The organism is Lactimicrobium massiliense (assembly GCF_900343155.1).
GTDB classification, from domain to species: domain Bacteria; phylum Bacillota_I; class Bacilli_A; order Erysipelotrichales; family Erysipelotrichaceae; genus Bulleidia; species Bulleidia massiliensis.
This window is the reverse complement of sequence record NZ_OUNG01000001.1, coordinates 683,170-702,210: the sequence shown is the minus strand read 5'-3', so window position 1 is coordinate 702,210 and position 19,041 is coordinate 683,170. Positions and strand designations below refer to the sequence as shown.

General features: G+C 46.6%; 19 protein-coding genes, 2 tRNA genes and 1 pseudogene. 17 read left to right on the top strand and 5 right to left on the bottom strand.

Annotation, left to right across the window (positions count from 1 at the left end; all coding sequences use genetic code 11):
- Positions 1-280: 280 nt before the first annotated feature.
- The 10 genes from DHU66_RS03420 to DHU66_RS03375 all read left to right on the top strand — a co-directional run bounded on the left by DHU66_RS03420 (position 281) and on the right by DHU66_RS03375 (position 9,206).
- Positions 281-1,771, top strand: a complete 1,491-nt coding sequence (locus DHU66_RS03420) for a family 1 glycosylhydrolase (protein ID WP_108774454.1) — start codon at positions 281-283, stop codon at positions 1,769-1,771.
- Positions 1,772-1,965: 194 nt separating this feature from the next.
- Positions 1,966-2,400 carry a 50S ribosomal protein L13 gene (gene rplM, locus DHU66_RS03415; RefSeq protein ID WP_108774453.1) on the top strand — a complete coding sequence of 145 codons (435 nt, stop codon included), beginning with the start codon at positions 1,966-1,968 and terminating at the stop codon, positions 2,398-2,400.
- A 14-nt stretch (positions 2,401-2,414) separates the two neighbouring features.
- The gene (gene rpsI / locus DHU66_RS03410; protein ID WP_108774452.1) at positions 2,415-2,816 is read left to right on the top strand and encodes a 30S ribosomal protein S9; all 402 of its coding nucleotides are present in this window, start codon (positions 2,415-2,417) and stop codon (positions 2,814-2,816) included.
- Between the two features lie 234 nt (positions 2,817-3,050).
- On the top strand, positions 3,051-3,806 hold the full coding sequence (locus DHU66_RS03405) for a threonine/serine exporter family protein (RefSeq protein ID WP_108774451.1): 756 nt from the start codon (positions 3,051-3,053) through the stop codon (positions 3,804-3,806).
- 1 nt (position 3,807) lies between these two features.
- Positions 3,808-4,257: a threonine/serine exporter family protein gene (locus DHU66_RS03400; RefSeq protein ID WP_108774450.1), complete on the top strand. Its 450-nt coding sequence runs from the start codon at positions 3,808-3,810 to the stop codon at positions 4,255-4,257.
- A 56-nt stretch (positions 4,258-4,313) separates the two neighbouring features.
- A complete protein-coding gene (locus DHU66_RS03395; RefSeq protein WP_108774449.1) occupies positions 4,314-5,027 on the top strand; it encodes an ABC transporter ATP-binding protein in 714 nt (237 codons plus the stop codon).
- A 5-nt stretch (positions 5,028-5,032) separates the two neighbouring features.
- A complete protein-coding gene (locus tag DHU66_RS03390; RefSeq protein ID WP_135358291.1) occupies positions 5,033-5,383 on the top strand; it encodes a hypothetical protein in 351 nt (116 codons plus the stop codon).
- Positions 5,371-7,452 carry an ABC transporter permease gene (locus DHU66_RS03385; RefSeq protein WP_108774447.1) on the top strand — a complete coding sequence of 694 codons (2,082 nt, stop codon included), beginning with the start codon at positions 5,371-5,373 and terminating at the stop codon, positions 7,450-7,452. The genes DHU66_RS03390 and DHU66_RS03385 overlap by 13 nt, the downstream gene beginning before the upstream one ends.
- Before the next feature lie 143 nt (positions 7,453-7,595).
- Positions 7,596-7,802: a hypothetical protein gene (locus DHU66_RS03380; protein WP_108774446.1), complete on the top strand. Its 207-nt coding sequence runs from the start codon at positions 7,596-7,598 to the stop codon at positions 7,800-7,802.
- A 36-nt stretch (positions 7,803-7,838) separates the two neighbouring features.
- Entirely contained in the window at positions 7,839-9,206 is a 1,368-nt protein-coding gene (locus tag DHU66_RS03375) for an MATE family efflux transporter (protein ID WP_108774445.1), read from the top strand.
- Between the two features lie 120 nt (positions 9,207-9,326).
- Here DHU66_RS03375 and DHU66_RS12615 read toward each other — a convergent pair.
- A pseudogene (locus tag DHU66_RS12615) lies at positions 9,327-9,555 on the bottom strand (transposase).
- 166 nt (positions 9,556-9,721) lie between these two features.
- Here DHU66_RS12615 and DHU66_RS03365 point away from each other — a divergent pair.
- Positions 9,722-11,107: a transposase gene (locus DHU66_RS03365; RefSeq protein WP_167836235.1), complete on the top strand. Its 1,386-nt coding sequence runs from the start codon at positions 9,722-9,724 to the stop codon at positions 11,105-11,107.
- Positions 11,108-11,308: 201 nt separating this feature from the next.
- Here the strand turns inward: DHU66_RS03365 and DHU66_RS03360 are convergent, their stop codons facing one another.
- Positions 11,309-12,271 (bottom strand): P1 family peptidase, encoded by a 963-nt coding sequence (locus DHU66_RS03360; protein ID WP_245309353.1) that lies wholly within the window; start codon positions 12,269-12,271, stop codon positions 11,309-11,311.
- A gap of 105 nt (positions 12,272-12,376) precedes the next feature.
- Here DHU66_RS03360 and DHU66_RS03355 point away from each other — a divergent pair, with 105 nt between their 5' ends.
- From DHU66_RS03355 to DHU66_RS03340, 4 genes are all read left to right on the top strand, one after another.
- Positions 12,377-12,868: an OB-fold nucleic acid binding domain-containing protein gene (locus tag DHU66_RS03355; RefSeq protein WP_108774443.1), complete on the top strand. Its 492-nt coding sequence runs from the start codon at positions 12,377-12,379 to the stop codon at positions 12,866-12,868.
- Between the two features lie 132 nt (positions 12,869-13,000).
- On the top strand, positions 13,001-14,053 hold the full coding sequence (locus DHU66_RS03350) for an IS1595 family transposase (RefSeq protein ID WP_108774183.1): 1,053 nt from the start codon (positions 13,001-13,003) through the stop codon (positions 14,051-14,053).
- A 508-nt stretch (positions 14,054-14,561) separates the two neighbouring features.
- Positions 14,562-14,780: a hypothetical protein gene (locus tag DHU66_RS03345; RefSeq protein ID WP_108774442.1), complete on the top strand. Its 219-nt coding sequence runs from the start codon at positions 14,562-14,564 to the stop codon at positions 14,778-14,780.
- 346 nt (positions 14,781-15,126) lie between these two features.
- Positions 15,127-16,179, top strand: a complete 1,053-nt coding sequence (locus DHU66_RS03340; protein ID WP_108774183.1) for an IS1595 family transposase — start codon at positions 15,127-15,129, stop codon at positions 16,177-16,179.
- Positions 16,180-16,278: 99 nt separating this feature from the next.
- Here DHU66_RS03340 and DHU66_RS03335 read toward each other — a convergent pair.
- Positions 16,279-16,351: transfer RNA gene (locus DHU66_RS03335), tRNA-Ala, on the bottom strand.
- 11 nt (positions 16,352-16,362) lie between these two features.
- Positions 16,363-16,436: transfer RNA gene (locus tag DHU66_RS03330), tRNA-Ile, on the bottom strand.
- Between the two features lie 203 nt (positions 16,437-16,639).
- Here DHU66_RS03330 and DHU66_RS03325 point away from each other — a divergent pair.
- A complete protein-coding gene (locus tag DHU66_RS03325) occupies positions 16,640-17,137 on the top strand; it encodes a COG2426 family protein (RefSeq protein WP_108774441.1) in 498 nt (165 codons plus the stop codon).
- Between the two features lie 28 nt (positions 17,138-17,165).
- On the top strand, positions 17,166-18,308 hold the full coding sequence (gene iadA, locus DHU66_RS03320; RefSeq protein ID WP_108774440.1) for a beta-aspartyl-peptidase: 1,143 nt from the start codon (positions 17,166-17,168) through the stop codon (positions 18,306-18,308).
- Here the strand turns inward: iadA and DHU66_RS03315 are convergent.
- Positions 18,305-19,000, bottom strand: coding sequence for a Crp/Fnr family transcriptional regulator (locus DHU66_RS03315; RefSeq protein ID WP_108774439.1), 696 nt, complete (start codon positions 18,998-19,000; stop codon positions 18,305-18,307). The two genes, iadA and DHU66_RS03315, sit on opposite strands and share 4 nt — an antisense overlap.
- Positions 19,001-19,041: the final 41 nt, after the last annotated feature.

Below are 19,041 nucleotides of genomic sequence, written 5' to 3'. Positions count from 1 at the left end.
GATAGACTTCTGCCATGGTCAGAAGAAGTCCATCAAAAGCTTGGTATGTAAAACCATTCCCATTGACACCGTTAAGTGTACCTGGAAATGGTTTTTATCATAGGTACGGATTATCGAGCGCTTACTAAGTACTCGATAATCCTGCCTGTTAAAACGGCAGTTACGCTGACATGATGAGTCCAGAAAATACAGGGATTTCCGGGACTGATGAAAGATAACTAAAAAATCATATTCCTTTCATCTGAATGCGCTATCATTTATATATCATAAGGAGGAATATATGGCTCATTTTCGAGATGGTTTTCTCTGGGGCGGTGCTACGGCAGCCAACCAGGTAGAAGGTGGATGGGACAAAGATGGCAGAGGTCCTGCAAAAACGGATGTAACGACGGGAGGCTCCTATAAAGAACCTCGTTATATCACGTACATTGACAAGGATGGCAAACCAGGAAAGATGAATCAGTTTGCGCATCTGCCGGAAGGTGCACATTATGCTGTGCTGGATGGCGTTCATTATCCGAATCATAATGCTGTTGATGAATATGACCGTTATAAGGAAGATATTGCGCTTTTTGCTGAGATGGGATTCAAGGTATACAGAATGTCCATTTCCTGGAGCCGTCTCTATCCACGTGGTGACGAAAAGACACCAAATCCGGCTGGCATTGAACATTACCGCAAGGTGTTTGAGGAGCTGCACAAGTACAATATTGAACCGCTGGTTACGATCTGGCACTTTGATACACCTTTGTATCTGGAACAGAACTATGACGGCTGGAACAATCGTCAGCTGATTGATTTCTATGTCCGCTTTGCGACAACCTGCTTCACTGAATATAAAGGCCTTGTTCATTACTGGCTGACATTCAATGAGATTAATAATACTTGTGCATTTATTCCGATGAAAAAAGAAATGCTTCATATGGATAAGGCACAGGAAGATGCCGAATATCAGGAAGCATACCAGCAGCTGCACTATCAGCTTGTGGCCAGTGCCAAGGCTGTACAGATTGGCCATGCCATCGATCCTGACAACATGATCGGCTGCATGCTTTCCACTTCCTGCTCTTATCCGGGTACATGCGATCCGAATGATGTCCTTGCTAATGAACATAACTGGGAGAATGCGACGTACTACTGCGGAGATGTCCATGTCTTTGGAAGATATTCTCCGTTTGCACAGAGACTGTGGCGCATTCATGATGTTCATCTCGACATTACGGAACAGGATCTTGCCGATCTGGAAGCCGGCACCGTTGACATGTATACATTCAGCTATTATTCATCCGGTGTTGTGACAACACATAAAGTTGATGAAAAGGTTGGAGGCAACTTCTCCAATGGGGCCAGAAATCCTTATCTGCAGTATTCTGACTGGGGATGGTCACTGGACCCGACTGGTCTTGAATACTTCCTTGAGAAGATCTATGACCGTTATCGTCTGCCTCTGATGGTAGTGGAGAATGGTCTTGGTGCATATGACAAGGTTGAGCCGGATGGCAGTATCCATGATCAGTACCGGATTGATTATCTGCGCCCGCATATTCAGGCGATGGACAGGGCAATTGAGAACGGCGTTGATCTGATTGGCTATACGACATGGGGATGCATTGACGTTGTCTCAGCCGGAACTGGTGAAATGAGAAAGCGCTATGGCTTCATCTATGTTGATATGGATGACGAAGGAAAGGGTACACTTAACCGCAGCCGCAAGGATTCGTTCTACTGGTACAAGAAGGTTATTGCGTCCAACGGTGCTGACCTGGATTAACATCGTTTCCATGTAACTCTCAAAGCTCTGGGCTGCCAGAGCTTTTTATCTTGGCGGCAGAGCACCTGGAAATTCCTGTTTTTCAGTGCTTTCAGCTATAAATAATGGTTGACTGGAAGAATGGCTGGACGTAAAATAAAAGTCGGCATCTCATGCCAAATGTAGCCCCGGAAACTACATATGGAGGATGAAATATGCGTCAGACAACGATGGCTAAGCCAAACGAAGTCAAGCGTCAGTGGTATGTGGTAGACGCCACTGACTGTGTCCTGGGACGTCTTGCTTCTCAGGTCGCAACAGTATTAAAGGGCAAGAACAAGCCGATTTACACACCTAATGTTGACTGCGGCGATTATGTGATCGTCATTAATGCAGATAAGGTTCGTATCACTGGTGATCAGGATTTCAAGAAGTTCTACTTCTCTCATTCCCAGTATCCGAATGGTCTGCGTGTCAGAAGCACAAAGGTGATGCGTGAACAGTATACAGTTGAGTGGGTCACAAAGGCGATCACTGGTATGCTGCCGCATAACAAGCTCGGTGATCAGATGCGCAAGCATGTATTCGTTTATGAGGGTGCTGAACATCCTCATGCAGCTCAGAAGCCTGTTGAGCTGAAGATTAAGTAAGGAGGATAAGGACAATGGCAGGTAAGAAGAAAGTTACTTACATCGGAACAGGACGCCGCAAGCAGTCCGTTGCCCGTGTCTTTATGACTCCGGGTACAGGTGTGATCACAGTTAATGGACGCACTCTGGAAGAGTATCTCCCGCAGGCTACTCTGCGTATGGAGGTCAATGCTCCGCTTGTACTGACTGAGACAAAGGGTCAGTTTGACATCAAGATCAATGTTTATGGCGGCGGTTATGCTGGCCAGGCTGGTGCTATGCGTCATGGCATCTCCCGTGCTCTGCTGGAAGCCAGTGCAGATTACAGACCTGCACTGAAGAAGGCTGGATTCCTCACACGTGATTCCCGTATGAAGGAACGTAAGAAGTACGGTCTGAAAGCTGCTCGTCGTGCACCGCAGTTCAGCAAGCGTTAATCAGAGTATGGCTTGGAAAACCTGGAGAGAGTTCTTCAGGTTTTTTTGTGCTTTCATGCAGAGACAATTTTCGGATACCAGAAAAGCTTCTGGGCAAGAGTACATATAACAGTGTGTACAGATATGAGAATTGACACGGGAAAAGGATATTTATATTTGGCTCTTATTTTCTTTGGCTTGTTTTTCTGGTTTTGCTACAATGGCGACTGAAAGATTGTGTGAAGGATGAAAGATATGGAGCGCAGGGAATTGCTGCATGCTTTGATGGATCTTGGTGAGCTGATGTTAGTCAGCGGCGGTGAGGTGAAACGGGTAGAGGATACGATTACCCGCATGGGTGTGGCGTCTGGCGCTGCCAGGATGAATGTCTTTGTCATTACCAGCAGTATTGTTGTGACGATGGAAGATCCTGACGGTTGTGAATATACAGAGACAAAACGTGTTCTGATGAGTACTGCGAATCATTTCCGTCGTCTGGAGCAGCTGAATCAGCTGAGCCGTTCCTTCTGCAGCAGGCCGTGCACTGCGGCAGTGCTTCATGAGCGGATTGAAGAGATCCGGAACCAGAAAGAGAAAATATTCTGGCTGTATTTTGGCAGTGTGATGGGAGCTGCGGCTTTTGCCATCTTCTTTGGGGGAACGCTTGTGGATGGTATTGCCTCCGGCCTGATGGGACTGTTTGTCTCTCTGCTTGTGAGCTATCTGGAGCCATACTGCCCCAATGCCGTATCATTTAATCTTCTGACAAGTTTCCTGTGCGGATTTGGCATTTGTCTCCTTGGCCGTGCCATTCCAGGCCTGCATGCAGATATGATTATGATTGGTGATATCATGCTGCTGATTCCCGGTATTCCAATGACGAATTCCATTCGGGATGTACTGGTCGGGGATACGATCAGCGGTACGCTGCGCCTGACGGAAAGCATGGTGCGGGCAGCGGTGATTGCGGCTGGCTTTATGCTTGCCATCATGGCAGCAGGGAGGCTTTAAGATGCAGACAGTTCTGATTCAGCTGGCCGCGGCTTTCTTTGGATCGCTTGGCTTTTCCATCATGTTCCGGGTACGGGGGAAGCTGCTTCTGCCGGCCAGCCTTGGCGGCCTGTTTACCTGGAGCATCTATCTGTTTTTGTTTCATATCACGCATCATGTCTTTGCGCCCTGCCTGGCAGCATCTGCATTTGCGGCAGGCTATGCAGAAGTTCTTGCCCGCCTGCTGCATGCGCCGGCAACGCTGTTTGTCATTCCTTCTGCGATCCCGTTGATTCCAGGATCCTATCTGTATTACGGTATGCTGGCGGCAGTGCAGAACCGCATGGAAGAGTTTCAGCAACAGTTTTTTGTCATGATGGAATTTGCCATTGCCATTGCTCTGGGCATGAGTATCATCTGGACGGTAATCTATATGAGCAGCCGTTTCCATCACCATCGGACAGCCGGATAATGTCTGGCTGTTTTTCTTTTGCAGGATTACAATGCTATATGAAAGGGGTTTCATATATGGAACGAGCACAGGGTTATATCCGGTTTGAGAATGCAGTCAGAATCTATGGCAGCTCCAGTACTGCAGTGCATGCTCTGGATGGTGCCAGCTTTACGATTGATCAGGGAGAATTCTGTGTGATTCTTGGTTCTTCCGGGGCTGGCAAGACGACCCTGCTGAATATGCTCGGGGGCATGGACCGGCTGACATCGGGGCATATTTATCTGCAGAATAAAGAGATCAGTGCCTTCACAGATAAAGAACTGACAGAGTACCGCCGCCATGATGTTGGCTTTGTCTTTCAGTTCTATAATCTGATTCCGAATCTGACAGCTCTGGAGAATGTGGAGATTGCAGCGCAGCTTTGTGACCATCCCATTCCTGCCAGGCAGGCTCTGGAAATGGTTGGGCTGCAGGACCGTATGCATAATTTTCCTTCTGAGCTGTCCGGCGGGGAGCAGCAGCGCACGGCCATTGCCCGTGCTTTGGCAAAGAATCCATCATTGCTGCTGTGTGATGAACCTACGGGTGCCCTTGACTATAAAACTGGCAAGGCAGTGCTGAAGATGCTGTATGAGCTGAGCAGACAGAGGGGTACAACGGTTGTCATCATCACGCACAATCAGGCGATTGCGCCGATGGCAGACCGCATCATTCACATGCAGAGCGGCAGAATTCTGGATGATGTCAGGAATGGGCATATCCAGAATGTGGATGAGATTGTCTGGTGAGGATCATGAAAGGGATTGGTAAGCTGACCAGACGGTCTATTCTCAGCTTTCCGGGGCGCTGGCTTGCCCTGGTGCTGATTGTGATGCTTGGTGCCGGTTTCTTCTCTGGCCTGCGTATTACCCGTCATGCCATGGGGACGCTTGCCCAGAATTACTTCTCACAGCAGAATCTGTATGATTACCGGCTGTATTCTTCCCTTGGCTTTACGGATAAGGAGGTCAGTGCACTTGCGGATCTGGATGGTATCGGACAGGCGGAAGGACAGAAGAGTCTTGCTTCCATGGGTGCATTCTCAGGACGCAGAGATGTATATACGGTTTTGCTCTGCCGGAAAAGATCAATGTGCCGGCGCTGACTGCCGGCCGCATGCCGGCAGATTCATCCGAGTGCCTGGGGGATGACAATTTCTTTGACAAACAAGATCTTGGCAAGACTGTTACACTGGAAACAGATGATCTGAAAAGAAAGGAATATACGATTTCCGGACTTTGTTCTTCGCCGCTGTATATTGGCAATGATCGTGGTACAGCATCGATCGGGACGGGCTCTGTTCAGGCATTTGTCTATGTGATGGATGATGTTTTTGGTGATGCCTGTACAGAGGTGGATCTGACCCTGCTGGAAAAGGCAGATGCGTACAGTCAGGCATATGATGATCTTGTATCGGAATTTCAGGATGAGGTGGAGAAAAAGTGTGTTCAGGTGTCCGATGAACGTTATCATACACTGCTGGCAGATCATTTTCTGACGGAATGGTCTGGTGAGGCTGCCGGCATCGTTTCACCAAAGACATATGTACTGACGCGGAAAGATAATGCCGGCTATGTGAGCTTTCAGAACGATGCATCGATTGTCAGCGGTATTGCCAGCCTGTTTCCGGTATTCTTCGTACTGATTGCGATGCTTGTATGCGTGACGACAATGACCCGCATGGTGGAAGAGGAACGCGGCATGATTGGCACACTGAAGGCACTTGGTTTTTCTGACGGTGCCATCACGGCAAAGTATCTGCTGTATGCAGGCAGTGCCTCCCTGCTAGGATGGATCATTGGCTTTTTCGGCGGTACATGGGCACTGCCGCAGATTTTCTGGAAAGCCTATCAGGTCAGCTATCATTTTGCCCGGATGCCGTATGTGTTTTCTGGTTCTCTTGCAGGAGGAACACTGGCGGTGACAATGGCAGGAATGCTTGCCTGTACGTGGTACAGCTGCCATCATGAGCTGAAAAGTACTCCTGCTGCTTTGATCAGACCGCTGCCGGCACGCCATGGCCGTCATCTGTTCCTGGAACGTTTTTCAATCTGGCAGCGTCTTTCCTTCCTGCAGAAGATTTCCCTGCGCAATGCTTTCCGCTATCCGCAGCGTCTGGTCATGTTTGTGACAGGCATTGCCTGCTGCACGGGACTGCTGGTAACCGGCTTTGGCGTCAGGGATTCCATGATTGGGATTTCTTCTTTGCAGTTTGACGGGATTCAGACGTATGACATGGCATTGTCTTTTGCCAGTGGGAAACAGGATCAGGTGGAAAGCGGACTGCAGCAGAAAGAACATATCAATGGTATGCTGGCGGGCAGGGAAACGATTGTCACGGCAGGCAGTGATGTGCAGATGAACGGGGTGCATCTGTACCAGTTTGCCGATGGGGATGATTTTGGTTCATACTGGCATCTGATGCAGGATGGCAAACCGGTTTCGTATCCGCCGGAAGGAGAAGCGGTTATCAGCAGTTCGATCTCCCGCCGTCTTCATCTGCAGAAGGGGGATGCACTTGTTATGACAGACAGTGATCATAACCGGCTGACGGTGAAAGTCGCAGGTGTTTTTGACAGTTACATCGGAAGTTTTGTCATCATGAACAGTGATGCTGTCATGGATGGAAGTACATGGCAGACGAATATATTCCTTCTGAAATGCAGTGACAGTTCGGATGACTTTGCAAAGGAACTGACATCCATCAGTGGAGTTACCGGACTGGAAAGGCTGCAGCAGACAAGGCATACGGTGGACAGAGCTTTGTCCTGCCTGCACTATATCATTGCTTTGATTGTGGTTCTCTCCGGTGCCCTTGCCTTTGTTGTCATCTGCAATCTGACCAGTATCAATATCGCTGAAAGAAGCCGGGAGATTGCAACCGTTGAAGTGCTTGGCTTCTATCCCGGTGAGACGTACAGTTATGTACTGCGTGAAAATATCATTCTTTCTGTTCTTGCCGGCCTGCTTGGCTTGCCGGCAGGCACTCTGTTTGTCCATGCTGTAATGGCACGCATTGTGGTTGATGCAATGTCGTTTGATGTTCATGTATCTCTGCGTTCATACGTGCTTTCGTTTGCTGTGACGATGCTTTTTGCCATGGTTGTCAATGTGCTGATGCGGCGCGTGATCCGCAGGATCAATATGGCAGAGTCGCTCAAGGCGGTAGAGTAAAGAGGCATCATTCTGCGAAAATCCGGAAAAGAATGATATTCATGGTTTTATTCTGAAAAAATGGAAAAATAATTTGCAATATTCTGCAATTCTGACCGCCTTTTTCATGGGAATTGCTTTATTCATAGCAGGATGGTGGTATCATGGTGCCATTGTCCTTTGGGGCATTGGTGACGGGACTGGCACTGTTTGTGCAGGTCAGGCTGGCTTCATGTCCTGTACCGCTGCTTTCGCCTCACCGTCTGTATCATACTTTTCATCAGAAGTTTCCGGATCTGGAAACAGCAGAAATCAGATGGAGGATGTTCCGTCAGAAGGCGTCGCAGGGATCTCTGTTTCATCGCAAATAGAGGGCGGACTGCCGCCAGTGTAAAGGAGGATTGGGTATGAATACGAAAAATGATATGCTTGAAGGAAAGATTGGAAGACAGATCCTTCTTTTTTTCTTTCCTATTATGTTTGGATCTCTGTTCCAGCAGCTTTACAACACAGTCGATGCGATCGTTGTCGGAAACTTTGTCGGCAAGGAAGCTCTTGGTGCAGTAGGGGGCTCTACCGGTACTGTCATCAATCTTCTGGTGGGCTTTGTTGTCGGCCTGAGTTCCGGTGCGACAGTTGTCATTGCCCAGTATTATGGCAGCCGCCAGGAGGAAGGCGTGCGCAAAGCAGTAGACAGTTCCATGTACCTGTCACTCATCCTGGGCATTGTTTTTACTATTGGCGGTATTCTGCTGGCACCTTCCATCCTGCATCTGCTGAAAGTGCCGGATTCCATTTATGGCTATTCTCTGATCTATATGCGCCTGTATCTGGCCGGTATGGTACCCTCACTGATCTATAACAACGGAGCCGGTATTCTGCGTGCCGTTGGTGATTCCAAACGCCCTTTGTATTTTCTGGTAGCATCCTGTCTCACCAATATTATACTTGATATCCTGTTTGTCGTTGGCTTTCACTGGTCCGTTGCCGGAGCCGCCATCGCTACGGTGCTTTCGGAAGTTGTTTCCTGTGCTCTGACACTGTGGGTGCTTGCCAGAACGGAAGATATCTATGCTTTTAAGATGCGCGATCTGTCCGTGGACTGGAAGGTGCTGGCGAGTGTGATTGTCATCGGTTTTCCGGTTGGCATTCAGTCCTGCCTGTATTCCATCGCCAATCTGTTCATTCAGTCCAGCGTCAATGGCTATGGCACGGATACGGTGGCAGCATTCACTGCCTTTGGCAAGATTGATGCTTTGTTCTGGAATTCTTCTGCGGCACTTGGCCAGGCTGTGCTGACATTCTGTGGCCAGAACTTTGGGGCAGGCAAGATTGACCGGGTAAAGAAGGGAATTCACAGAGGACTGCTGATGTATGTCATTGGTGCCGGGGCAATTTCTCTGGGATGCATGCTGCTGGGCCGCTGGATCTACCGGCTGTTTACACCGGATGCAGGTGTTATCAATATTGGCATGCAGATGCTGTGGTACATGTGTCCGTTCTGGGTGACATTCTGTGGTGTTGAGATTCTATCATCATCCATGCGTGCATGCGGTGACTCGATTGTCCCTATGGCCATGACTGCGATTGGCGTAGGGGCCTTCAGAATCCTGTGGATCCTGTTTTTCCCTGCCTCCCGTCTGTTTGATACTCTCGTTTGTTATCCGATCAGCTGGATCGCAACATCAATCATGTTTTTCCTGTATTACTTCCAGGGCGGCTGGCTGAAACGTGCCGTCCGCCAGAGAGAAAAGCTCATGGCTGCAGCAAAGTAAAAGAGGCTGTAACAGGTGCTGATGGTTTAGCTCTGTTCCAGGCGTCTTTTATTGATTGATGACGTCGCGCATACCCTGTCTATAGCCAAAACCTCAATGTTTGCACAAAGTAGCGTAGGCTTAGGCGGGGTTAGCGGCGTCATTTTTCTTTTGGCCTTGTTCCTGAATATACTTACGGATCATCTGCTCTGTTGTATCTGATACGGTGCTGATGAAATATGTGTCAGACCAGAAATATGGCTTCAAACAGGATATGAACATGATCCGTATCCGTGTGAATCTCCAGTATCTCAGACTTCCAGCTATTCTCAATAATGGCATAGCTGATTTGGATGAGCCTGTCCTTAATGCCATCTACTCATACAGGATGGCTGTATTTTGTATAAACCACTAAGTGATACTGCAATCTGTATACCGCATGCCGAATTGTGTAATATCCATTACTATATTGCATATCGTTTCACCTCTATGAATGTTGTACCACTGAATATGTTATAATATCTATGGAGGAACATATGATACTGACGTCAAGTTACGGATTACATTTCAAAGGCAGTGAATCAGCAATTAAGAACACAAGCGCGTATTACGCTTCTGCCGTTAAATATCTGATACCTGTAGTCCGCGTAAACTGGGACGCTGTTGAACCGATCTCTTATAGCAAAGGCAGAGTGCGCCTTATTGAATGCCTGATCCACAGCAATAAGAGCAATCGGGCAGTGTATAACTTCGATGACCGGTTTTATAAGTTCCCCGTTTATCTGAGAAGAGCTGCGATTGCGGATGCCATTGGCAAAGTAGCCGCGTATTTCAAACTTTTCGAGTTATGGATAAAAAATGAATGTGAAGGCGTTATGCCGCAGATCGATACGTGTGACCATCTCATGCCGTGTTTCTTTAATGGCAATATGTTTGCCTGGGATCAGCTTGGCCGCACTGCTCAGGTAAAGGTTTATGTTAACAATGACTGGGTATGGAGAGAAATCCGTCTTTCCAAGACAGATATCAGGTATCTGAACAGCAGAAAGCGTCTGCATAACGCAAAGCTGTCCGCACCCGTCATTGAAAAGAAACATGGACACTATCAGCTTCGCTTTACGATTCAGGAGAATGTCAGACTGCATCATACGCCGATCTTTGAACAGAAGATATGTGCGGTAGATCTTGGCATTGGTACAGATGCCGTGTGCAGTGTATTGGATTCTAAGGGAACTGTCCTGTCAAGGGAGTTTATTAACTTTGGCAGAGAAAAAGACTCTGTATCCAATGCGCTGCACCGCGTATCTGATTTCCAGCGCTATCACGGATCTCATGACAGCGGCAGACTCTGGAATCTGGCAAAGCGAAGAAACCTGAACCATGCCCGCCTGATTGCCAATGCAATTGTGGAGTATGCCATGGCAAATGAATGCCACACAATTGTATTTGAGCATCTGGACACGGCAGGTAAGAAGAAAGGCTCAAAGAAACAGAAGCTTGTCATGTGGAAACATCGTGATGTGCAGAATACGGCTGAACGCTTAGCGCATCGTTATGGTATGCGGATATCGCGCGTCTGTGCATGGAATACAAGTAAGCTTGCGTATGATGGTTCTGGCATTGTAAAACGCGGCAGCGATGTACCGCGTTCTGAAAAAACAGAATCCATGATTCGTCATTCCATCTATAAAGGCAGGATGGAAGAAAGAGTTCCTTATGACATTTGTCAGTTCATGAATGGAAAGCTGTACAATTGTGATCTCAATGCGTCATACAACATTGGAGCACGATATTTTATTCGCGAACTGTTGAAAGCATTACCCCAGATACAGGCAGAAGTTCCTGATCTGGGCAGTGGAAGCTCCAGAACATTAGCTGATCTATGGCAGTTAAACACTGCAATAGGTACAGCAGTCAGCTGATTGTTCTGCACATAAGTCTCCCAAAAGTTAGTACAGATGGGTATAGCAAGCGTCAGCAAGCTATACTGTGCTGCAACCGTATCTGAAGGAGGCGAAAGTCTGAAAGCACACAAGCTTTTGGAAGCCCCATCTATAGTCCGAACGTAAGCGAGGACTTAGGTGGGGAGCTTCACACGGGTGCTGTGAATGTACTGCTTCTGATTATTTCATATCATTTGCACAAGGCAGTCCAAAGACAGAAGTGGCATGGAGAACAGCTGCATCGATAGCTTTGGCAACGGTTCTTGCAGCAAGCGTGCCAGCCACATTGATATCAGCTTTGACCTGCGGATGGCTCAGGGCATACAGAGTGTCTCCGTCAAACATGGTATGAACCGGATTGATTGAGCGGGCATAGCCGTCATGACCCATGCCGGCAATTTTGGTCAGCTCAGTCTTGTCAAAGATGCCGTTGGTCAGAATCGCCGCAATGGTTGTATTGGTATTGGATGACTGTGGTGCCATCTGGTAAAGTGCTTCTTCGCAGGCTGGTTCCATGGTTCCCGACTCATCCCGCAGGCCGGCAAGTTTCCTGCCGGTATCGGGATCATAGATATCGCCAAAGGCATTAACCACGGCAATCGCCCCTACCTGCAGGCTGCCCAACTGGTAAGCAGCAGCGCCGATGCCTGCTTTCATCGCATGTTCCATACCGTGTGCTTTGCCAACAGTTGCACCCATGCCGGCACCGTAATTTCCCTGGCGGAAATTCCCGGCATTCTGGCATGCCTGATAGCCCATGGCCGCATCTGGATATGCATCAGGATCACCGATGCCAAGGTCAAAGATGCAGGAACTGACAACAATCGGCACGGGTCCATACGCAGTTGCGAACCCGATGCCTTTTTCTTTTAGCCACCGCATGGCGCCGCAGCTGCTTTCCAGTCCGAAAGCAGAACCGCCTGAAAGAACAACGGCATGCACTGCATCATTGGCTGCCAGCGGATTGAGCAGCGCATTTTCCCGGCTGGCCGGACCGCCTCCCCGTACATCAGCGCCGCATACTGCACCTTTTTCTCCAGTCAGAATAACGGTGACCCCAGTTGCCTTTTTTTCATCCTCACACTGACCGATGGAAAATCCTGCAATATCTGTGATTTCAATTGATTTCAGTACTGTAGTCATGAAAACCTCCGTTTTTTCTGGATTCATGGTAGCACAATGCCTGTTTTTGTGGTATAAAGCCATTGATTATCTGAATAGAGCCATATTTGGGAAGAAAAATAGACAATGATGGGACCAAGAGATTATTTTACATTTGAAACAATTCGTGATCATGAACACAATGTGGTTTGCTACTATGTGACCGCAATCGGAACCATTGAGGAAGACGGTGCTGTGCATCTGCGGGGGGATATGGGTCCGGACAAGGATGAAAAGATGGCGTTCGGCAGGATTACGCTGCATAATCAGGACCGTAAGATCAGTACGCTGCTGAAGGAGACAAACAGCAGGGTTTATTACCATATTCATGATGAAGAAGGATCTGTGGATGTGATCAGTTTTACAGCCAGAAACTGGCGTGCAGATGAAGCCTATGAGCTTGAGGCAGGGGACCGCGTTATGGTGCAGGGCAGAGCATATCTGCGCAAGAATGATGTGGAGCGCTATCCGGGAAGACTGCCTGAGATCAGTATTACGGTAAGCGGGCTGTTCCGTCTGAGCAAGGCGCGCAGACCACGTTTTCAGGGGATGAATGCATCCCTGATTCCGCAGAAATAAGCAGAAGGACTCTGAGAAAATGCCAGAGTCCTTTTTTACAAGACGCTATTTTCAAATAAATAGTTGATGTACCCGAACAAGTACATCAAGTTAATATCTATAACTTATCATGACTTCAGTTGAGGTGATGATATGCTCGTTAATCAGAATTTCCTGAATTCTTTATCTCCTGTCGAAATTGAATTCATTCGTGTTGGTTTAGAAAAGCTATTCAGAGAGAAAGTAAACTGTACGACAACAAATTACGAGAATCTCTCTTTGCATGTTGAGAAATGTCCTCATTGTGGTTCAACTCACTTTGTTAAGAATGGCTTTAACCCACATAATCGTCAGAAATACAGATGTAAAAAATGCAAATCTGTTTTTATGGCAACAACAGGTACGATGTTTACTCATTCCAGAACAAGCTTTGATATCTGGACTACTTTTATCTCTGGCGAGCTTAACGGAATGACTCTGACTCAGCAGAGTGTAGCTACAGGCTTATCAGTTACTACCTGCTTCAACATGCGTCACAAGTTATATCAGGCTGCAGCAAAGATTCAGAATAATGTGGTCTTAAGTGGAAATGTTGAATTGGATCCTACTTATACCAAAATCAACCTGAAAGGGACCGGGAAGGATAAAATGCCAAGATTCAGCAAACAGCGTGGAAAGCATCGCCGTCATTCAACCAAGCGTGCTTTACCTGGCACCAGCCATCACAAGATCTGCCTGGTAACAGCTATTGATGAGCATGACAATATTCTCTTTAAAATTGGAGGATTAGGCAGAGAGAGTGCAGAAATTCTGAATCAATATAGCTCTCACTTCGCAGCGCATTCAACAATTATCAGTGATGACAGCCATAGCATTCAAACTTTCGTGGGCGATAATCACTTCAACAGTGACATTATTCCATCTAACGGTTATTTAACACCAAAGGGCAATACAGTATCTGAAGTAAACGAGCTTCACTCTGAGCTAAAAAACATGATCAGGCAGAAACATGGTATCAGCACAAGACATCTCCAGGGTTATTTGAATTGGATCGTCATGAAGAAATATTTAAAGTACAGGCTGGACATGCGCAAATGGAAATCAGAAGCATACATGGAAACAATGTTTGAACAGATTCCATTTACCTGTGCGGAGATCCCAAAGCTTAAAATGCCAATTAACCTCTATGAGGCATATAGCTCATGATATTTTGGTGTTTACAGCCTCATCAACTAAATCTTTGAAAATAGCGTTACAAGAAAAAAGCGGATGATTACTCATCCGCTTGCAGTGGAGCTGATGGATTCTTCCCGCTGGCCACTGGATGAGTAGCGGGCATAGATTACAGTTGGATTCAGGACTCCATGAATTTTTTCTTTTTGTCATAATTTCTTATTAATTAGAGTTTTGATAGAGCTGTTATTTTCCAAATGCTTGAAAAAGGAAAATAAGAGACGGTATATTTTCCTTCTGATACTTTTTGGAAACTAAAGCAGTTTAATTAATTTGACGCAAAAGTAAGTTTATTTCTTTTGTTTGTATCAGTTGCTAACACTCCAGCGGGCCCATTCCGCCCGGCTCTAACAGAAGCAAACATTATGAATTCAGATCCGTCAATGTATTATGAAAAAGCACATAAAATAGCCGAACAGAAATATAATTATAGCGAAGCACTACTACAGTACTTAAATAAAGTTAAGAAAGAGTAATGACTATGCTAACCTATAAATTACTTGAAGGATCAAATGGGACATATGTTTATGAATATTATCCAGAAGGAAACCTAACTAAGCCTGGTAAAATTTCTATTTCAGATTCTGGGAAGATTGAATTATTATCACTATCTGACAATGATCTATTCCATATTTATGCTATTCATGCTATTCATGGAATACCTGCAGGGAAGACAGAAGGAACTATAGCTTGGTACTAATTCTTAATGAAGAAGGGGCTGTAACGAATAAGATGATTTGACATAGTTAAGTCAATGAATCTTGGCGTTGCAGCCCTTATTTTCTGACAAAAAGTACCCAGAACTGCAGGTACTGCTTGAACCAGCCTTTATTCATGCGGGTTTTTGAAGGTTCAGTGAACCGGAACAACATCACAATGCTGTTAGTGTTCGACTTTACGCGCCATGATGGAGCTAAGAAGGATTCTGAGAGAATGCCAGAGTCCTTTTTTGTAAGACGCTATTTTCAAATAAATAGTTGATGTACCCGAACAAGTACATCAAGTTAATATCTATAACTTATCATGACTTCAGTTGAGGTGATGATATGCTCGTTAATCAGAATTTCCTGAATTCTTTATCTCCTGTCGAAATTGAATTCATTCGTGTTGGTTTAGAAAAGCTATTCAGAGAGAAAGTAAACTGTACGACAACAAATTACGAGAATCTCTCTTTGCATGTTGAGAAATGTCCTCATTGTGGTTCAACTCACTTTGTTAAGAATGGCTTTAACCCACATAATCGTCAGAAATACAGATGTAAAAAATGCAAATCTGTTTTTATGGCAACAACAGGTACGATGTTTACTCATTCCAGAACAAGCTTTGATATCTGGACTACTTTTATCTCTGGCGAGCTTAACGGAATGACTCTGACTCAGCAGAGTGTAGCTACAGGCTTATCAGTTACTACCTGCTTCAACATGCGTCACAAGTTATATCAGGCTGCAGCAAAGATTCAGAATAATGTGGTCTTAAGTGGAAATGTTGAATTGGATCCTACTTATACCAAAATCAACCTGAAAGGGACCGGGAAGGATAAAATGCCAAGATTCAGCAAACAGCGTGGAAAGCATCGCCGTCATTCAACCAAGCGTGCTTTACCTGGCACCAGCCATCACAAGATCTGCCTGGTAACAGCTATTGATGAGCATGACAATATTCTCTTTAAAATTGGAGGATTAGGCAGAGAGAGTGCAGAAATTCTGAATCAATATAGCTCTCACTTCGCAGCGCATTCAACAATTATCAGTGATGACAGCCATAGCATTCAAACTTTCGTGGGCGATAATCACTTCAACAGTGACATTATTCCATCTAACGGTTATTTAACACCAAAGGGCAATACAGTATCTGAAGTAAACGAGCTTCACTCTGAGCTAAAAAACATGATCAGGCAGAAACATGGTATCAGCACAAGACATCTCCAGGGTTATTTGAATTGGATCGTCATGAAGAAATATTTAAAGTACAGGCTGGACATGCGCAAATGGAAATCAGAAGCATACATGGAAACAATGTTTGAACAGATTCCATTTACCTGTGCGGAGATCCCAAAGCTTAAAATGCCAATTAACCTCTATGAGGCATATAGCTCATGATATTTTGGTGTTTACAGCCTCATCAACTAAATCTTTGAAAATAGCGTTGTAAGAAAAAAATTGTAAGAAAAAAGCGGATGATTACTCATCCGCTTGCAGTGGAGCTAAGGAGGATCGAACTCCTGACCCCCTGCTTGCAAAGCAGGTGCTCTCCCAGCTGAGCTATAACCCCATACGATGAAGTGGGCCTGAATGGACTTGAACCAACGACCTCACCCTTATCAGGGGTGCGCTCTAACCACCTGAGCTACAGGCCCATATCTCATCGAATGCTTATCTATAATACCAATGACTGCATATTCTGTCAATAATAATTTTCACGAATTTTACTGGGCCACTTTTTCTCTGCAGGATTGTCTTTTGCTGGAAGTGTCCAGGATCTGTCAGGACCGTGACAGGCATGCATGCGGTTGAGAGGGCATGACGATTGTGGTAGAGTAATACCCATTCAGGAGGATGTATGAACAGCTTTATTAACTGGTTCATGTCCACGGTTGGACAGCATATTTCAGCGGAATGGTCAGTCTTTCTTGTGTCGATGTTTCCACTGGTGGAGGAGCGCGGCGGGCTGATTGTTGCCAGACTGCTGAATATTCCGCTCTGGAAGGCAGTAATCTTCTGCGTGGCTGGCAATATTCTGCCAATTCCTTTTATTCTTCTTCTGCTGAAGAAACTTCTTCATTTTATGGCGGATCACCATATGGGAAGGCTGGCAGACTGGCTGGAAGCCAAGGCTGCCAAAAACAAGCCGAAAATTGATAAGTATGGCTTCTGGGGACTGATGCTGTTTGTCGGCATTCCGCTGCCTGGCACAGGTGCATGGACGGGTTCTCTGGTTGCGTCTGTTTTTGACATGGATATGAAGAAGGCAAGTCTTTCCATTCTGCTTGGCGTCTTTCTGGCAGCGGTGATCATGTCACTGGTGTCCTATGGTGTTCTTGGTTCGTTCCTTTCCTGAAGGAACTTTTTTGTCTGGAGGCAAAGTAATGTTTATCAAGATTGAAAAGATCCATGTTCTGGCACCGGAGGACTGCGGCATACAGGATGTTTTGGTATGCAATGACCGGATTGTCAGAGTGGACAGGCAGATTGATTTTTCCTGGGACAGAGATGTTCTGATCGTGATTGACGGACGTGGGAAGCTGCTTGTGCCTGGCTTTATTGATCAGCATGTGCATATTATCGGAGGCGGCGGGGAAGATGGTTTTGCGTCTTTGATTCCGCCGCTGCAGATGACGGACTGCATCCGCTATGGGGTGACATCTGTTGTCGGCCTGCTTGGCACTGACAGCAATGCCAAAAGTGTACAGGAACTTGTCGCCAGGACAAAGGCACTGCGGGAAGAGGGTATGAGCGCATGGTGCCTGACTGGCTCCTATGCATATCCCAGTACGACACTTACCGGATCGGTCGCAAAGGACATTGCATTTGTCAGTGAGATCATAGGTGTCAAGATCGCCATCAGTGACCATCGTTCTTCCAATGTCAGCAGGGAAGAGCTTGCCCGTCTGGCTTCACAGGCACGAACGGCGGGCCTGCTGGCAAAGAAGCCGGGTATTGTGCATATGCATACGGGACGTGGGAAGAAGGGATACAGTGATGTGCTGGACATTGTTCATCATACGGATATTCCGATCAGTCAGTTTCGGCCAACACATGTGGCCAATGCTTACCAGGATGCCCTGCAGTTTGCCAGTGAGGGCGGCTATATTGACTTTACCAGCGGCAATGATACTGCCGGCACTGCCCATCTGATGGCACAGGCGCGTGAGAAGGTGCCATGGGACAGGGTTACGCTTTCTTCTGATTCCAATGGCAGTTTTCCGGTTTGGAGTGAGGACAAGAAGCTGATTGGCATGGGCATAGGAAAGATGGAAACGCTGTTTGATACAATACGTCATCTGGTCAATGATGAGCATCTTCCTCTTTCTGAAGCCCTGAAGCCAATTACCAGCACAGTTGCCGGGGCACTTGGCTTTTATCCGCACAAGGGATGCATCAATGCGGATGCAGATGCAGATCTTGTCATATTAAAAGATGATCTTTCTCTTGACAGTGTGATTGCCAGAGGAAAGATCATGATGCAGGATGGCATAGTGACAGCAAAGAACTATTATCAGGGTCTCTAAGCGTGGGCAAGCGCGCGCAGCTTTTCACGGTCACTGACGAGCAGTTTTCCGCGCCCCAGCCGTTTCACAGCACCTGCTTTTTCAAACTTTGCAATCACGCGGGATACAGTTTCTGGACGCAGACTGATGGAGGCGGCAATATCTTCCAGCTTGAGTTCAATCTCTTTGCCAATGCAGCGGGCATCCCGGAACAGCAGAAACTGTCCTACCCTGTCATCCATGGCATGCAGGGACAGCAGGTATGCCTTCTCATTGGCATCCTGCAGTTCAGTTGACAGCATCTCTATCAGATACAATGCTGTGGTGGGGTGTGCGGCCAGCGTTGACAGGAAATCTTCGCGCTGGATCAGACAGAGAGAGACATCGGTGAGAGCAACGACATCGTAGTGATAGATGTGATCTTCCAGAAACATGCCATGCCAGATTGCCTGACCGTCATGAAGGACATCAAGAATATGCTCTTCACCGTTTGTGTCAATCCGTCTCGTTTTGACTTTACCGCTGCGGATGATCAGAATGGCATTGATTTCACTGTTCTCTTCTGCCAGAATGGTCCCTTTGGGACGCTGTATATGCCTGGCATTTTCAACCAGAAATGCCTGATCTTCTTCTGGCAGCTTCTGAAACAGCCGGATGGAATGTGTGCAGTACTCTTTTTTTGCCCGATAGGGGCATTCATGGTCAATATCCATATCATTAGTATAAGTAAAACAAAATGAAGCATCAAACAAAT

Bases quoted from the DNA above. Each gene is read 5' to 3' on its own strand.
- DHU66_RS03420 (WP_108774454.1), top strand. From the start codon at position 281: ATGGCTCATTTTCGAGATGGTTTTCTCTGGGGCGGTGCTACGGCAGCC.
- rplM (WP_108774453.1), top strand. From the start codon at position 1,966: ATGCGTCAGACAACGATGGCTAAGCCAAACGAAGTCAAGCGTCAGTGG.
- rpsI (WP_108774452.1), top strand. From the start codon at position 2,415: ATGGCAGGTAAGAAGAAAGTTACTTACATCGGAACAGGACGCCGCAAG.
- DHU66_RS03405 (WP_108774451.1), top strand. From the start codon at position 3,051: ATGGAGCGCAGGGAATTGCTGCATGCTTTGATGGATCTTGGTGAGCTG.
- DHU66_RS03400 (WP_108774450.1), top strand. From the start codon at position 3,808: ATGCAGACAGTTCTGATTCAGCTGGCCGCGGCTTTCTTTGGATCGCTT.
- DHU66_RS03395 (WP_108774449.1), top strand. From the start codon at position 4,314: ATGGAACGAGCACAGGGTTATATCCGGTTTGAGAATGCAGTCAGAATC.
- DHU66_RS03390 (WP_135358291.1), top strand. From the start codon at position 5,033: ATGAAAGGGATTGGTAAGCTGACCAGACGGTCTATTCTCAGCTTTCCG.
- DHU66_RS03380 (WP_108774446.1), top strand. From the start codon at position 7,596: ATGGTGCCATTGTCCTTTGGGGCATTGGTGACGGGACTGGCACTGTTT.
- DHU66_RS03375 (WP_108774445.1), top strand. From the start codon at position 7,839: ATGAATACGAAAAATGATATGCTTGAAGGAAAGATTGGAAGACAGATC.
- DHU66_RS03365 (WP_167836235.1), top strand. From the start codon at position 9,722: ATGATACTGACGTCAAGTTACGGATTACATTTCAAAGGCAGTGAATCA.
- DHU66_RS03360 (WP_245309353.1), bottom strand. From the start codon at position 12,271: ATGACTACAGTACTGAAATCAATTGAAATCACAGATATTGCAGGATTT.
- DHU66_RS03355 (WP_108774443.1), top strand. From the start codon at position 12,377: ATGATGGGACCAAGAGATTATTTTACATTTGAAACAATTCGTGATCAT.
- DHU66_RS03350 (WP_108774183.1), top strand. From the start codon at position 13,001: ATGCTCGTTAATCAGAATTTCCTGAATTCTTTATCTCCTGTCGAAATT.
- DHU66_RS03345 (WP_108774442.1), top strand. From the start codon at position 14,562: ATGCTAACCTATAAATTACTTGAAGGATCAAATGGGACATATGTTTAT.
- DHU66_RS03340 (WP_108774183.1), top strand. From the start codon at position 15,127: ATGCTCGTTAATCAGAATTTCCTGAATTCTTTATCTCCTGTCGAAATT.
- DHU66_RS03325 (WP_108774441.1), top strand. From the start codon at position 16,640: ATGAACAGCTTTATTAACTGGTTCATGTCCACGGTTGGACAGCATATT.
- iadA (WP_108774440.1), top strand. From the start codon at position 17,166: ATGTTTATCAAGATTGAAAAGATCCATGTTCTGGCACCGGAGGACTGC.
- DHU66_RS03315 (WP_108774439.1), bottom strand. From the start codon at position 19,000: ATGGATATTGACCATGAATGCCCCTATCGGGCAAAAAAAGAGTACTGC.